We start from the raw sequence: 12,847 nt of genomic DNA, 5'->3' as shown, positions 1-12,847 counted from the left end.
TAGCCATAGCCTCTAACGAACGCGTGGACCTAACGCGGCCAATGCAGGCTGTCAGCTACCTACATCGCTGATTTTCATGCTAAGGCCTTCATTGCAGCTTCTCCCCCCGTTCAAGCATATCCAAGAATTGCTCAAACCGCTTTTTCCTGGTTTCAGGTTTCTTGGCTGTCGTTAATCTGTAGGCGATCGCAAACCGGTTGGCTTTGTTTAGCGTCTGGAAAAACTCTTTGGCCTTGGGTCGATTTTCCAGGGCTTCAACGAAGTCGGCTGGGACCTCCATATCACTGGCCGGCGCATAAGCACGCTCCCAGCGGCCGTCCTCCTTCGCGGCACGAACGTGCGCCAGCCCTGACTCTTCCATGCGCCCTTCGGCGATGAGTCGTTCCACGTGCTCCGTGTTGCGCTTGGACCAATTGCTTCCAGGCCTCCTTGGGGTAATGCGTTGGAGGTAGGCCTGGTCGTCCAGCGACTTCTTAATGCCATCAATCCACCCCCAGCACAGCGACTCGATCACGACTTGATCCCAATTCACGCTGGGTAATCCCGATCCCTTCTTGAAAATCTTCACCCATAGCTCCCACTCAGTCGCATGATTCTTTTTCAACCACCGGCTGAGTTCCTTTGGCGATGCAAAGGCTAAGATTTTCGCTGGGTCAGGTTCAGGCACGGAAAGATTTTTTTGGGGAATGAAAGGTCAGGCAACTCTGCTTTCTTTTGATTCCGCAGAACGGTGAGTGATTACCATGGCCGTAGAACGAAGCATAACACATTGCATCACACGATTTGTTCTCAAACTCAACTCTCAACTAGAAATCCAACACGTACGAGGGACTATCGTTTCCTCTAAAAGCTACAACTCGAAATCGATTATCGAATTCAAATCCAAACACTGAATTGAAAAGACCGACGGATTCGTGCCAGCAGAATTCTACCTTCCTATTGAAGGCTGGGATGCCCTGAAGACTTCTTAATATGTATTCCATGATTGGCGCTTGAGGGTAGTCGTTCAATAAAACAGGTATCTTGATATACTCCGACAATGAGACAATCTCGGTCACCATGCTGATACCATGTGTACTGCTGCACTCTTCTAATTCAACCTTTACGATCTTTAGATCTGCTTTGCTCATCAAGGCGGAAGTGCTGTGGCACTTTTTCAGCGACTTCATTTGGCAAAAAATGTGAAGTTCGGTGCCGCTCATCTCTGGGCTTAGAGTTTCTTCGTAAAAACCGTCGCACCCATCTAAATGGACTATGTCAAATGGATGCAAACCGTATCCGATTCCGAGATCTAAGCTGTAAACATAGAATTCCATTATTGAGAGAACGTGGAGGCTGGCAATGGTCGTAGCGAGGGGCCCGAAAGACATTGCCTATGCCGTCTGATTTAGTGGCTTTCTTTTTGGGGTAATCTTTATTTGCTTACCAGCTTGGTTATAGCTCTGCCCGTTCCTGGCGGCTTGTTAGCAAATGATAATTATTCGATTCTGCTTCAAAAGACAGCTCAGCCCCTTTTGTTATTCTATCTTTTCGGGCTTAGTTTTTTCTCCGCATGAAGGAGATATCCAGGTAGCAACAAGTTGAAAGAAGAAGCCAATGAGAACAAAGAATAATCCTGCTCTGGACTTGAGTTCATACTCCTTTCTTTTTTCTATGTTTTGATCTGGAGACCCATCTGCCTCAATAAATACCTCTGGACTTAAGTTTGGTTGTGGTGGACCCCAGATAAAAATCATAACAACCCCAATGATTCCGAAGATTAATCCGATAATATTTAAATTCTTTGGTTTCATTTCACTAAACGTAAGTCATACATGAAATCTGTCATGTACGACCTCATGTCTGTTTTGAGTTAAGGCTGACTTGATGAGCCTGCGAGTCAAGAGGTTATGTTAATTAGTATTCCTATTGGGTGATTTTTATGTACGCAAATCATCCGGGAAAACATGAAATTACTTCACCCTAAGTTCGTGTTCATCACCGGGTGTGCAGAGGGGGCTTCAAGCAGTGGATTGCGAAGCCCCAAAGCAGCGCGCGCATCATGCAGGAAGGAAGGGGGGACCTCGTAGCCTTGCTCAGCGAACCTGGGGTATTGGCCGGAGGAGCAGCGAGTGGTTGTTTGAAAAGCCGCATGGTCAAATTCAAAAAGCCACTACTGTTGTTAGGACGACACAGCAGGCTGTGTTGCCTCAACAACAGTAGTGTTGTTTCCTAAACACAGCATGCGTCTTTTCCAAAACACAGCATAGGGCTTTTTGAAAAAGAAGCAGTAGGCTTTTTGGAAACACCAGTGTAGGAAACGTTCTTTTGGCTCAGTTGCTTCGGCTGGCGTGCTTTGGGGACCGTAAAAGACCGTCCCTACTGGCGAAAGCCACCATGGTCGCGGTCAGCTCTTCCAGAACATCAGCTTTTCCCAGAAGGATTTCTTGGGAGTTGGCGAGCCAGAGGTCTTGGATGGCAAAGGTGGCGGTGACGCCTTGCCCGGCGTCGTTGGCAAAGGCGGGGGCTGATTGGAGAGCCGCCGGGCCGGGGGAATCTTAGGCTTGGGCTCCGGCTTGGGGCGGCGCTGGTATTGCTCCTTCTGACAAATCGCGGCCACGCGGGTCTGGAACGCCTTGCCCTTGGCCGGATCGACCATGGCGATGAAGTCCGCGTAGCCCGTGATGCGCTCGAGCAGGTTGTCGCTCTGGCCCTGCCAGGACTTGCCTACGGGGCCGTCCTTTTCGATCTGAAACAGGAGCGCCTTGAACGCGCGCAGCTTGTGCCGCTCGACGCCGAGACCTTCATTGACCACGATGCCCGTCACCTCCTGCCGCATGCCTTTGCGCATGACGCGGAGCTTGTCGGGGTGGAGCACGAAGCCCTCTTCCTCGATGATCTTACGCGTCTGCCAGAGCATGCGGCCGAGGTCCTTCACGGCCTCGCCCGAGGCGGACAGCGTCAAGTCGTCGGCGTAGCGGGTAAATTGAAAACCGAGCTTTTGCGCGGCACCCTGGAGGCGTCGGTCGAAGCGGCGGCAGATGATGTTCGTAATCGCGGGGCTCGTGGGCGCGCCTTGCGGCAGCTTGCGCTCGCCCTGCTGGATGAACCACGACTCGCCGTCCATCTGCGCTTCCTGAATCTCCGGCTCGGTGCAGAGCAGCGCGAAAATCGTCGCGATCTGCTCGGAGTAGCCGAGCTTGCCAAACAGGCCTTTGACCCGCGGATAGGTGATCGTCGGGAAGAAGTCTTTGAAGTCGAGGTTGATGACGACGTCCTGCCCGACGTGGGCCTGGGCGTTGCTTTTAATCGAGCGCTCCGGCACGAATCCATGCGCCTGCTCGCTGATGTCGAGCTGGTAAAGCAGCGTGTGCAGGATCCAATATTGCAGGCGCTTCAGGCGGGGCATCGGCGCGGAAATCTTGCGTGTGCCGCCGGACTTTTTCGGCAACAGAAACCGGCGGTAGTGACTCGTCTTCGCGACCTTGCGGTGAAAGGACAAGAACCGCAGCTGGCCGACGCTGATGCCCATGGCGACCGCCAGCGACTCGGCATCCATGTAAACCGGCAACTGGTTTTGCGCGAGTAACTCGGGCCGCGTCTGGCGTTCGTTGAGGCCGCCCGAGACGCCCTCGCCCAGGTAGATAATGTCCTTGGCCTGGGTTTGTGCCCAACGCTCAGCGCGGGCCTTGCGCTCGGCCTCGCGGCGCAGCTTGTTTTGCTTCTGCTTTTCGCGGGATTCCGCCATCCGCTTTTTGCGGATATCGGCCAGCAACTGCTCGCGGTTTTGCATGCGCGCGGTGCGCCGGTAGAGCTCCTGCAGTTCCTTGGTCAGCGCGGCATGCTCCTCCATCCAGTCGTTGGCGAGCTGCGGCTGGGCAGCGTCGGGCTTCCAGTAGCCAAGGCGGATCATTTCCTCGCGGATAACCGCGTCTTTCGAGCTCTCGCGGATGCGCTGGTAGAGCTCCTCTCGGCTGGATGGCTGGCGGTTAAAGATCATGCGACAAAGGCAACAGGGGAAGGTCCGCGACTTTCGCGTAGTCTCAGGACTGGGCCGATCAACTCAAGCCGCCCGACCCACCTACCGCTGTTTAGGCGCAAGGCGCCTGAACGGTAAACGCGGTAGGTGGGTGCGGGCGGCACAGTCGCGATTGGACCAGTGATGCGTCGCAAGGCTGTATGCATGAACGGCGATCCACCGCTCGGATTGCAAAGTCTCGCGGACCTTCCCTCTGTTAAAAGTGTTTTCAAAGAATCAGGATTTTCGCTGATGCGCAATCCGGAGCGCGAGCATGTGCTCGCATGGCCCCTGGCGCAATGCGTTTTGTTGAAAAAAGTTACAGTTACATTGCCCCGCCACGATGCGCTCATCGGCGTCGATGGTGAGCTTCGTTTCGTGCACGTAGCCGTTAAAGTTTGTGCGCCCCTTCATCTGCTTGCGGCCTTGCTGGTCCTCCACCCAGACTTGAGCAGCGCCAGCGGCGACGAGGTCGTAGGCCTTCTGTTCGCGCTCGTTGGCGTAGCGGTATTGCTCGAACGACAAGGGCTCGCGGCTCAGCTCGCGCACGCGGTAAACACCGTCATGCGCGTCGAAGATCACCCGCCCGGCTTGCGTGAGCAGTGACAAGGCACCGAGCACGATGCTGCGGTCCAGCCCGAGACGCGACGCGAGTTGATCGGGCTCGGCAAACCACGTGGCCTTGAGCCCGGCGTAAACCTGATCGACTGTGTGCTGATCAACCTGCTGGCGCGGCGCCATGAGGTCGAAGTTGCCCATGCGCGACCAGTCGTTGGCGGTCCACCCGGAGATGCCGAGCGTGTAGATCATGTTGCCGAGGTCAGCCTCGAAAAACGACGGCATGCCATAACCGAGCAGGCGCACGGTGAAGCGTTTGGCCACCGGCACGAGCCGCTGCAAGGTCAGCAAACGACGCCTTCCCCAAATGCGCACTTCGGTCTCCTCGCTGCCATGGTAGATCGAGCGCGGGCAGCGCACCTCGTAGTTCCACGGATCAAAGCGCAGGGTGACAGGCTGGCCGGGCTTCAGGATAAAACGCAGCGAACGCGGCCCGAGTTTTTCCTTATGCCGCCGCAGCATGAAGCAGATATTGTGGACGTCCATCGGGTGGAGCTCCACCGTGGCCGCAGGCAGCGTCATGGCGGAGCTCACCTGCAGGAAGCCGCGGACCCAGCTGTCGGGCAGGTCGATTTTGACTTCCTTGTAGGCGTCCTCGCCCTCGGTCTTCGCCTCGAAGCCGCTGGGATCAATCGCGAACTGCGTCGTCTTATAGCCGCGAATTTTCTGAAACTCCTGATAGAGCGAATCGGAGTAATCGATGTTCGTCGTGCCGCAGGCAAACTCGCCCACGTTTTGGAAGACGTCGTATTTGCAGGCCAAGCGGCCATAGGTCGATTCGTCCTGGCTGAAGCACTCGAAGAACACGCAATCGGGGTGCACGGTGATCACCGGATCGAGCACGAACCAGTAATCCTTGTTCACCTGGTAGAGGTGGTTAAAATACTTCTGCCGCGCTTCGTAAAACGGCTGCATCACCGCAGCGCGCTGGGAGCGCATTTCGATCAAGCGGTCGTTGACCTCGGCCATGCGCGCTTGCGCCTGCTGGCCCTCCGCGACGGCTTCGGCGATCCAGATATCCTCCTGTTCCTGGGCCCACGCCTTGTAGTCCTCGCGGTCTTTGGGTTTCCAGCGCAGGTCCGACACGACCACATCGTGCAGCGCGGAAATCGCTTCGCGAAACGGCAGCTTGTGCGAGAGCTCGCCCCGGAAAAACGTCGGCTCGCGCGTGGCATCCGGCACAAAGTTCATGCCCGTGCCTGAAGCGCTGTTGGAAACCGATGACGAGCCGTGGTATTGGTAGTCGAAATTCATCGGGCGGCCTCCGTTTCCATGAGCGTTAGCGGCGACTCCAACCCGGCATGCGCGGCTTGCAGCGTTGCCATCGCCTCGATACAGGCCGCCTTATCGAGCACGGAAACCGTGGCCGAGTGGCGGCCCAGAATGCGCATGACGATCGCTGCGGCTTCTCTGGACTGCTCGCCCTCTTTTTGCAGGAATGCGAACACCCGCGTCTTGGCGATGCGCCCCTGATCAATGAGCGCGAGCACGGTCACGAAAAAGTCTTCCAGCTCGGCCAGGCGCTGCACATTGCCAGCCGCGTATTTCTCCAGATAATTGACCGCAAAGATCTGCATGCTCGCCGCCGGGTGCTGGCTGAGCCGCAGCAGGTAGCGCGGGCCGTCCTCACTCTTAAAGGTGCGCGTGATCAGCTCTTTGCCGTAAGCCTGCACCTTGGGCGTATTGCTGTCGCAGAGACTGACGAGGATTTCCGGCGTCCACTGCGCCTCGGCCACGTTTTGGCGCAGCCAGTCCATGGCAAACTCCTGCGTGTCGTCCCAGGAAACATCGACCAGGCGCACGGCCTCGGCGAGTTCGTTGAACACCGTCGCCGCATTGGCGCGATACCAATCGCAGACCGCCGCGCGGACGCGCTGGATGTCGTTGCCCCCGAGCTCGACGCGCTCGCGCATCGTCAGTGAGTCGAGCCCGCCGTGGCGCTGCAGGATTTCCCAGCCGAGCTCCTTGCCCGCCGGGTAAGGACAGCGCAGCATGCGCAAGGCATACTCGCCCGGCACGCGATCAAGGAATGGCGTCAAGTGCGCTCGAATCAGGCGCAGCAAATCGTCGTGCAGACCGGGCGTAGATTCGCGGCGCAACAGCAGCGGGTAATACCGCTCCAGCAAGTCGCCCCCGAAGTCCGGGAAGCGCGCCGCCAAGCGCGCCACGACTGCCTGCACCGCATCACGAATTTCCGCATGCGACGAAAGGCAAAGGCTGGCCACGACGTCCTGGCGCTGGGCCAGTTCTTCATCGCTAAACCGTGCAAACAGCTCCGTGCCAATGCGCCGTGCAACGGGCGATGCGCTCTCTATGAGAAGCGTCAACGTGCCTGATGGATACTCCGAGGGGCCGCTCGGACGCGCCTGTAAAAACGATGCCGCCAGGCCATGGTAGGCCGCGTCCGGCTGGCGCAGCAGATCCTCAATCACGCTGAAGGGCATTCGCCCGATGGCCGGGCCCGCGACGGCGTCCAGTGCTTCACGCACGGCGTCGATACGCTCGGCGAAACCATCGTCAGCCGCGGAATCGATCAGGATCGAGACCACCCTCGCCAAGGCGATGTCCCATGCTGATTCGCTGAGCGAATCAGGTTGCAAGAGCTCGCATGCCGTCGCACGCACGTCCGCATAGGGGGACGTCAGCAAAGCAGCGGTAAACAAACTCTCGGGCAAAAACTTTTGCGGCTGCGCGCGCACCCAGCCCAACGCCGTGTCGCGGGCGCGGCCCAACGCGCAATCCAGCAAGGCCAACACGAGTTCGTAGGACGGCTTCTCGGGGTTGAATTGCGCCATGGCGATGTCCAGAGCGAGCGTCTGCGTTTGCTCGCTGGAGCGCGCCAACCAGCTAATCAAATCGGCCACTTTCACACGCGGCGCAAAGGCCTCCAAATTAGCGCGGAAAACCCGCACGGCAAACTCGTGCACCCGTTCGCAGCGGGACTGCGCGAGCAGGCGGATCACCGCATCCGGCGAGTCGTCCCAAAGCTCCGGGAAGGCTTCTTCGCGCTGCTCAGGCGGGGGCTGCCCGGGGCGATAACCACTGCGGCATTTCCATTTGAGGCGATTTTTGGCCAGCTCGAATCGCGGGCTGTTGGCGTGTAAAATCTGGTTGAATGCCAGGAACTCAGAATAGGCATCGTAGTGCGTATGTATCGTCACCACATTGCGCCAGCCGCCACTGTAATCATAGTTCGTCGTGTTGTAGGGCTGCTTGGCATCGACGTCGTCATCGAACTGGAGCAGCAGCGCTGTGGCCATGGCGACATAGTCTGTGCTGCCAGCGTCTCCCAGGCGGTGAATGCTCCTCGCCGCGCGGCGGCGAAAGGCCGTCCGTGTTTTGTCCGAATACGCCAGACGGCTGTTCGGCTTTTTAAGCTCCTTACTGACCTTGCGAATCACCTGCCCGTCCTTGTATACGGTGTCACCCCAGAGCGGGGAATTGTAGTTCTGGTAACTCGTCTCAAAACGGTAGCTGAGCACCGCAAACAGCTCGGCGTCACGGCGCAATTCCGCCGCCTTGAACAGCCAGCGAATCGCACGGAACAGATTACTCCGCAAAGGCACCTGCTGACAAAAGAGCGCCATGCCCGCGCTCACCGGCGGATGGACCTCGCTCAGCAGCGAAACGACATAAAGGAAATCGCAGGCCTCCTGACTGCGCTGGCAAACCTCAGCCAATCGCATGGCCAATTGCTCAGCCGTGGCGGTTAGCGCTTCGTCCTTGAGTTTCGCGGGCAGGTGCTTGACCAACTGCTGGGCAAAGGCCCGCTGTTCGGCAGCCGGCAGACAGCGCATCAGACCCTCGGCGGCGACGCGTTGCAAATCATCGGTGGGGAACTTTGCTTCGTCAAACGTCTCGCGAAGCAGGGGAATGGCGTCCGCCGAACCCAAGCGTGCGAGCGACCAAAGCAGGGAGTAGTCGTGGAAATGCTCGCCCTTAAGCCCGATGCGTAACAGATGCGAAACCGCTTCAACCAAGCCTAGCTCCCCTGCGCGCCAAATGATGCGCGACAGCTTCCAAGACGTGCGCGGCGAGCGGCCATCTGCCGCAGCTGCCAAATGAGCCAAGACCGTGTCCGCGCGTGGATGAGTATTTATCCCGGGCGGTGGCGGTTGCGTCGTCGGCTCGGCATTGGGCGTTTCCACGGGCTCGTTTGCCGCAGGGCTTGCCTCACCGTCGACAGGTGCCTGCAATGCTTCCTGGCTCGTGGCATAGCCCGCCGCCAGCTTCTCCTCGACCAGCGCTTGAAAGATCCGCTGCGCCTCAGGCAACGCGACCGGAAATACCGTGCGCGAGCTCTCCTTGTAAACCGAGCCCAGCTTACCCCATCGATAGTTAACGACATACTCGCCGTCTCCGTTATCGCAGAGGTCCACCTGATACAACTGAACAGCGCCCCCCAACCGGGTGTAGAGAGTCGCTTGTTCGATGAGCCGCATTCCATCAGGGCGTAACTAATAAAATCACGGCGTCAACGGATTTCTGTATTTGCGACAAAGTAGTTACACGCCATTGCGCTCCAATAATCCGTGCCATCTAGCCATTTTCTCATTCCAGTATCGAGATTCAGGCTAGGCCCAGTATCCTTGGGGCCAAACATAATGCTCCACGCGGAAATAAATATATTTGCTGCCAACGAATACGCATTAGCCGCTAATTAGGTATGACTGTATTGACTTTGCCCCCTGAATAAATAGTATTAACAACATGAATTCATACACGGCAGTCGTAGAAAAGTGCACCGAAACTGGGCTTTATGTCGGCTACGTACCAGGATTCCCAGGTGCCCATTCACAAGGCACCACCCTTGATGAACTTCGCGAAAACATGCAGGAAGTCATCGCCATGCTTTTAGAGGATGGCGAACCAATACTTGAGGGACAATTCATTGGAACACAAACTCTAGCGGTTTAAATGGGCAACGTTCCAGTCCTCAAACCCCAGGAAGTGATAAAAATATTGATCGCTCTGGGCTTTGTAGAAGTTCGCCAACGCGGCTCGCATAAACAGTTTCGCCACGCCGACGGTCGCGGCACCACAGTACCACTCCATAAAGGTCAGGATATTTCGCCCTCGCTGCTGAGAAAAATTTCCGCTGACATCGACATGACTATCGGAGAATTCTTGAAACACCGATAGCCAATGAGGCTCGACTTGAGCACACAGTGAAATCACTACTCGCGAATTGACCACACCGCACGGCGGGGCTAAGGTCGTTGGCTATGGGCGAGGCTACTGACCATGATTATGCGCGCCGCGTTGTGCAGGATTTCGCCCCGGACGTGGAGACACCGCCGTCGCGCGAGCCGGATGATCAACCGACCGTGGTGCTCGCCGGGGCCAGTGGCTTTGTCGGCGCGAGTCTGCGCATTGCCCTCTCCGACCGCTATCGCTGGCGCGCGTTGACGCGGTCAGAGGCGATCGTTAACCAGCACAGCACGCGGGACAACACGACCTGGCGCTTATGCGATCTGTATTCGCTGCCCCGGGTGGAGGAGGCCATGGAGGGCGCGGACTACGCCATTTATCTGGTGCATTCGATGCTGCCATCGAGTCGTCTCGTGCAAGCAAAATTCGAAGACCTCGACCTGCTGCTGGCCGATAACTTTGTCCGCGCCGCTGAAGCCACCGGCGTGAAGCACATTATCTATCTCGGCGGGCTGATCCCGGACGACGACTACCTCTCGCCGCACCTGCGCAGCCGTCAGGAGGTGGAGCACGTGCTGCGCAGTCGCAGCGTCCCGGTAACGGTGTTGCGCGCAGGCCTGATCATTGGGCCGGGCGGTTCGTCGCTGCGGATTTTAATCAATCTCGTGCGCCGGTTGCCCATCATGCTGATGCCGAAGTGGACGTATTCAGAGACGCAGTCCATCGACATTCGCGACGCGATTCGCGCGTTCGATCTCGCTCTGGAAAAGCGCGAGTATTGGAACGGCACCTACGACCTGGGCGGGCACGAGCCGATGACGTATCGGGAGATGATTTTGCGCACGGCCAAGATACTCGACCGCAAGCCGATCAGCTTCGATGTGCCGGTCAACTGGTTTTCCATATCGCGGCAATGGGTCGCAGCGCTCAGCGGCGTGTCCTCGCAACTCGTCAACCCACTCTTGGAAAGCCTCAGCCACAGCCTGCGCGCCAAGGACAACCCGCTGATGGACGAGATCAAGCCCGGCGCCATCGACTTCGAGGAATCGCTCTACAGCTCGGTTGACACCAACGGCGAACCGTTGCCCAACCCACGCAGCCTCACGCAAAAAACCGACGACAAGCTCATTAAAAAAGCGCGACGCGTGCGCTCCGTCCAGCGCATGCCCCTGCCCTCGGGTTGGGACGCGCCTTACATCGCGCAGGTTTACGGCCAATGGCTCACCGATAAGTCCATCCACCTGATCAACGTCACCCGCGACGAGAACAACACCATCCGCTTCATGCTGCAGTTGCTCGGCTTTAAGCTGATGCTGCTGGAGCTGACGCCCACGCCCTACACCCGCGGGGGTGGCCGGCGGCGCGCGTTTTATATCTCGGGCGGCTTCCTGGCGCGCAAGGTGGACCCGCCGGGGCGGTTCGAGTTTCGCATCTTCCCGGAGAACTTCTGCCTCATTGCGGCAATCCACGGCTTTGCCCCGCGCCTGCCGTGGTGGATCTACGAATGCACACAGGCCGTGGTGCACTACTTTGTCATGCAGGCCTTTGGGCGTTACCTCTGGCGGCAGGCCAAGGAAGGCACCTCCATGCCCGAGGGCTGGGGCAAAAGCGACCCGGAATAAGCCCTGCTGCTGAAGAAAAAATAGCCACAACACCCATTGCGCATCCCGTAAAAATCCTTTTAGTATTAACCCATGCTAAACAAATACACCACCACATTCCTCGCTACAGTCGCTTTACTGATGCCCTCGCTTCAGGCAGAGGGTCCCGCCGGCCCCAAGCCGGACGCGATGAACAAGCTCATCGTCAAGGCCGAGGCCACCGTCAGCCAAATGCAGGAGACGGATAAATCCATCCCCGCCATTGTGCTGCAAAACTGCAAGGGTCTGGCCATCGCCTCCGTCACTCGCGGCGGCATCGGCATCGGCGGCCAAAGCGGTGACGGCATTGTGATCGCCAAGACCGGCGACGGCTGGTCGGCACCCTCTGCATTTAACACCGGTGGCGGCTCCATCGGCCTCCAGCTCGGCGTGGAAACCGTGGACTACGTTTACGTGCTCAACACCAATGAGGCCATCCTCGCCTTCACGGGCGACAAGGTGGAGCTCGACGCCAAGGCCAGCGCCACCGCCGGCCCCGACCACGCCGCCGCCGCCAATGACAAGCTGCCCAAGTCCGACATTTATGTTTACGCCCTGTCCGACGGCGCCTTTGCCGGCGCAACCGTGGGTGGTGCCTTCGTGAAGCTCGACATCGACCTGAATAACGAAGTTTACAGCAACGTCGTAAAGGTAAACCAGATCATCAGCGGCGAAGTTCCGGCCCCGCCCCTGATGGACGACCTTTACGACCAGATTAACGCCATCATGTCCGCTGGTGCCGAATGATCGACCGCGCACGAATTAAGCTTTGGACCCGCCGCCTGCTCCTCGCAGGCGTGCTAGGTGGAGCCTTGGCAACCGGCCTCATCTTCTATGCGCGCTACGTCGTGCAAGGCGCTGCGGCCGAACGCATCGCCAGCAATGTCGACGCCGTGCAGCCGAGCGAAGTAGCCTTGGTCTTGGGCACCAGCCCTGAGCTCTCCGATGGCCGCCCCAACCTCTACTTCGAGCACCGGATGGATGCCGCCGCCGAGCTTTACCATGCTGGCAAAGTCGAGCGGCTGCTCGTTAGCGGCTCGAATCCAAATCACTTCTACGATGAAAGCACGGCGATGAAGCTCGCCCTGATCAAGCGTGGCGTGCCCAAGGACAACATTGCCCGCGACTACGCCGGCTTCCGCACGCTAGACTCCGTCGTCCGCGCGAAGGAAATCTTCGGCTGCGACGAGGTCATCATTGTTTCCCAGCCCTTCCACATTGAGCGCGCCATTTACATTGCCGAGCATCACGGCCTGGAGGCGACCGGTTTCGCCGCGCAAGACGTGTCCTACGCCGTTGGCTTCAAGACACAGGTTCGCGAGCAGCTGGCCCGCGTCAAGGCAGTGCTGGACATTCACGTTTTAAACACCGAGCCGAAGTTTCTCGGCAAAGAAATTTACCTCGCCACCGCCGATTAATCGCACACGGGAGGGAATTTTCC

Annotated in this window: 11 protein-coding genes; 5 read left to right on the top strand and 6 right to left on the bottom strand. The window is 58.0% G+C overall.

The window, feature by feature from the left end:
* Positions 1-88 precede the first annotated feature (88 nt).
* The 6 genes from O3S85_RS09900 to O3S85_RS09875 form a co-directional block, all read right to left on the bottom strand.
* Positions 89-667: a YdeI/OmpD-associated family protein gene (locus tag O3S85_RS09900; protein WP_269540116.1), complete on the bottom strand. Its 579-nt coding sequence runs from the start codon at positions 665-667 to the stop codon at positions 89-91.
* A 139-nt stretch (positions 668-806) separates the two neighbouring features.
* A complete protein-coding gene (locus O3S85_RS09895; RefSeq protein ID WP_269540115.1) occupies positions 807-1,370 on the bottom strand; it encodes a hypothetical protein in 564 nt (187 codons plus the stop codon).
* Between the two features lie 147 nt (positions 1,371-1,517).
* Positions 1,518-1,793, bottom strand: a complete 276-nt coding sequence (locus tag O3S85_RS09890) for a hypothetical protein (protein WP_269540114.1) — start codon at positions 1,791-1,793, stop codon at positions 1,518-1,520.
* A 593-nt stretch (positions 1,794-2,386) separates the two neighbouring features.
* Positions 2,387-3,979 carry a reverse transcriptase domain-containing protein gene (locus O3S85_RS09885; protein WP_269540113.1) on the bottom strand — a complete coding sequence of 531 codons (1,593 nt, stop codon included), beginning with the start codon at positions 3,977-3,979 and terminating at the stop codon, positions 2,387-2,389.
* A 255-nt stretch (positions 3,980-4,234) separates the two neighbouring features.
* Complete coding sequence (locus O3S85_RS09880) at positions 4,235-5,869, bottom strand: SWIM zinc finger family protein (RefSeq protein WP_269540112.1); 1,635 nt, start codon at positions 5,867-5,869, stop codon at positions 4,235-4,237.
* Positions 5,866-9,057, bottom strand: coding sequence for a hypothetical protein (locus O3S85_RS09875; RefSeq protein WP_269540111.1), 3,192 nt, complete (start codon positions 9,055-9,057; stop codon positions 5,866-5,868). Before O3S85_RS09875 ends, O3S85_RS09880 begins: the two co-directional genes overlap by 4 nt.
* 268 nt (positions 9,058-9,325) lie before the next feature.
* Here O3S85_RS09875 and O3S85_RS09870 point away from each other — a divergent pair, with 268 nt between their 5' ends.
* The 5 genes from O3S85_RS09870 to O3S85_RS09850 all read left to right on the top strand — a co-directional run bounded on the left by O3S85_RS09870 (position 9,326) and on the right by O3S85_RS09850 (position 12,824).
* On the top strand, positions 9,326-9,532 hold the full coding sequence (locus O3S85_RS09870) for a type II toxin-antitoxin system HicB family antitoxin (RefSeq protein WP_269540109.1): 207 nt from the start codon (positions 9,326-9,328) through the stop codon (positions 9,530-9,532).
* Positions 9,533-9,757, top strand: a complete 225-nt coding sequence (locus O3S85_RS09865) for a type II toxin-antitoxin system HicA family toxin (RefSeq protein WP_269540108.1) — start codon at positions 9,533-9,535, stop codon at positions 9,755-9,757.
* Between the two features lie 83 nt (positions 9,758-9,840).
* Positions 9,841-11,388: an NAD(P)H-binding protein gene (locus O3S85_RS09860; protein ID WP_269540106.1), complete on the top strand. Its 1,548-nt coding sequence runs from the start codon at positions 9,841-9,843 to the stop codon at positions 11,386-11,388.
* 72 nt (positions 11,389-11,460) lie between these two features.
* Complete coding sequence (locus tag O3S85_RS09855) at positions 11,461-12,153, top strand: lipid-binding SYLF domain-containing protein (RefSeq protein WP_269540105.1); 693 nt, start codon at positions 11,461-11,463, stop codon at positions 12,151-12,153.
* Positions 12,150-12,824 (top strand): SanA/YdcF family protein, encoded by a 675-nt coding sequence (locus tag O3S85_RS09850; RefSeq protein ID WP_269540104.1) that lies wholly within the window; start codon positions 12,150-12,152, stop codon positions 12,822-12,824. The genes O3S85_RS09855 and O3S85_RS09850 overlap by 4 nt, the downstream gene beginning before the upstream one ends.
* Positions 12,825-12,847: the final 23 nt, after the last annotated feature.

Source organism: Cerasicoccus sp. TK19100 (assembly GCF_027257155.1).
GTDB classification, from domain to species: Bacteria; Verrucomicrobiota; Verrucomicrobiia; order Opitutales; family Cerasicoccaceae; genus Cerasicoccus; species Cerasicoccus fimbriatus.
This window is presented reverse-complemented; position numbering and strand designations above follow the sequence as displayed.

Coding starts and splice junctions, on each gene's coding strand:
- O3S85_RS09895 (WP_269540115.1), bottom strand. CDS start 1,370: ATGTCTTTCGGGCCCCTCGCTACGACCATTGCCAGCCTCCACGTTCTC.
- O3S85_RS09890 (WP_269540114.1), bottom strand. CDS start 1,793: ATGAAACCAAAGAATTTAAATATTATCGGATTAATCTTCGGAATCATT.
- O3S85_RS09885 (WP_269540113.1), bottom strand. CDS start 3,979: ATGATCTTTAACCGCCAGCCATCCAGCCGAGAGGAGCTCTACCAGCGC.
- O3S85_RS09880 (WP_269540112.1), bottom strand. CDS start 5,869: ATGAATTTCGACTACCAATACCACGGCTCGTCATCGGTTTCCAACAGC.
- O3S85_RS09875 (WP_269540111.1), bottom strand. CDS start 9,057: ATGCGGCTCATCGAACAAGCGACTCTCTACACCCGGTTGGGGGGCGCT.
- O3S85_RS09870 (WP_269540109.1), top strand. CDS start 9,326: ATGAATTCATACACGGCAGTCGTAGAAAAGTGCACCGAAACTGGGCTT.
- O3S85_RS09865 (WP_269540108.1), top strand. CDS start 9,533: ATGGGCAACGTTCCAGTCCTCAAACCCCAGGAAGTGATAAAAATATTG.
- O3S85_RS09860 (WP_269540106.1), top strand. CDS start 9,841: ATGGGCGAGGCTACTGACCATGATTATGCGCGCCGCGTTGTGCAGGAT.
- O3S85_RS09855 (WP_269540105.1), top strand. CDS start 11,461: ATGCTAAACAAATACACCACCACATTCCTCGCTACAGTCGCTTTACTG.
- O3S85_RS09850 (WP_269540104.1), top strand. CDS start 12,150: ATGATCGACCGCGCACGAATTAAGCTTTGGACCCGCCGCCTGCTCCTC.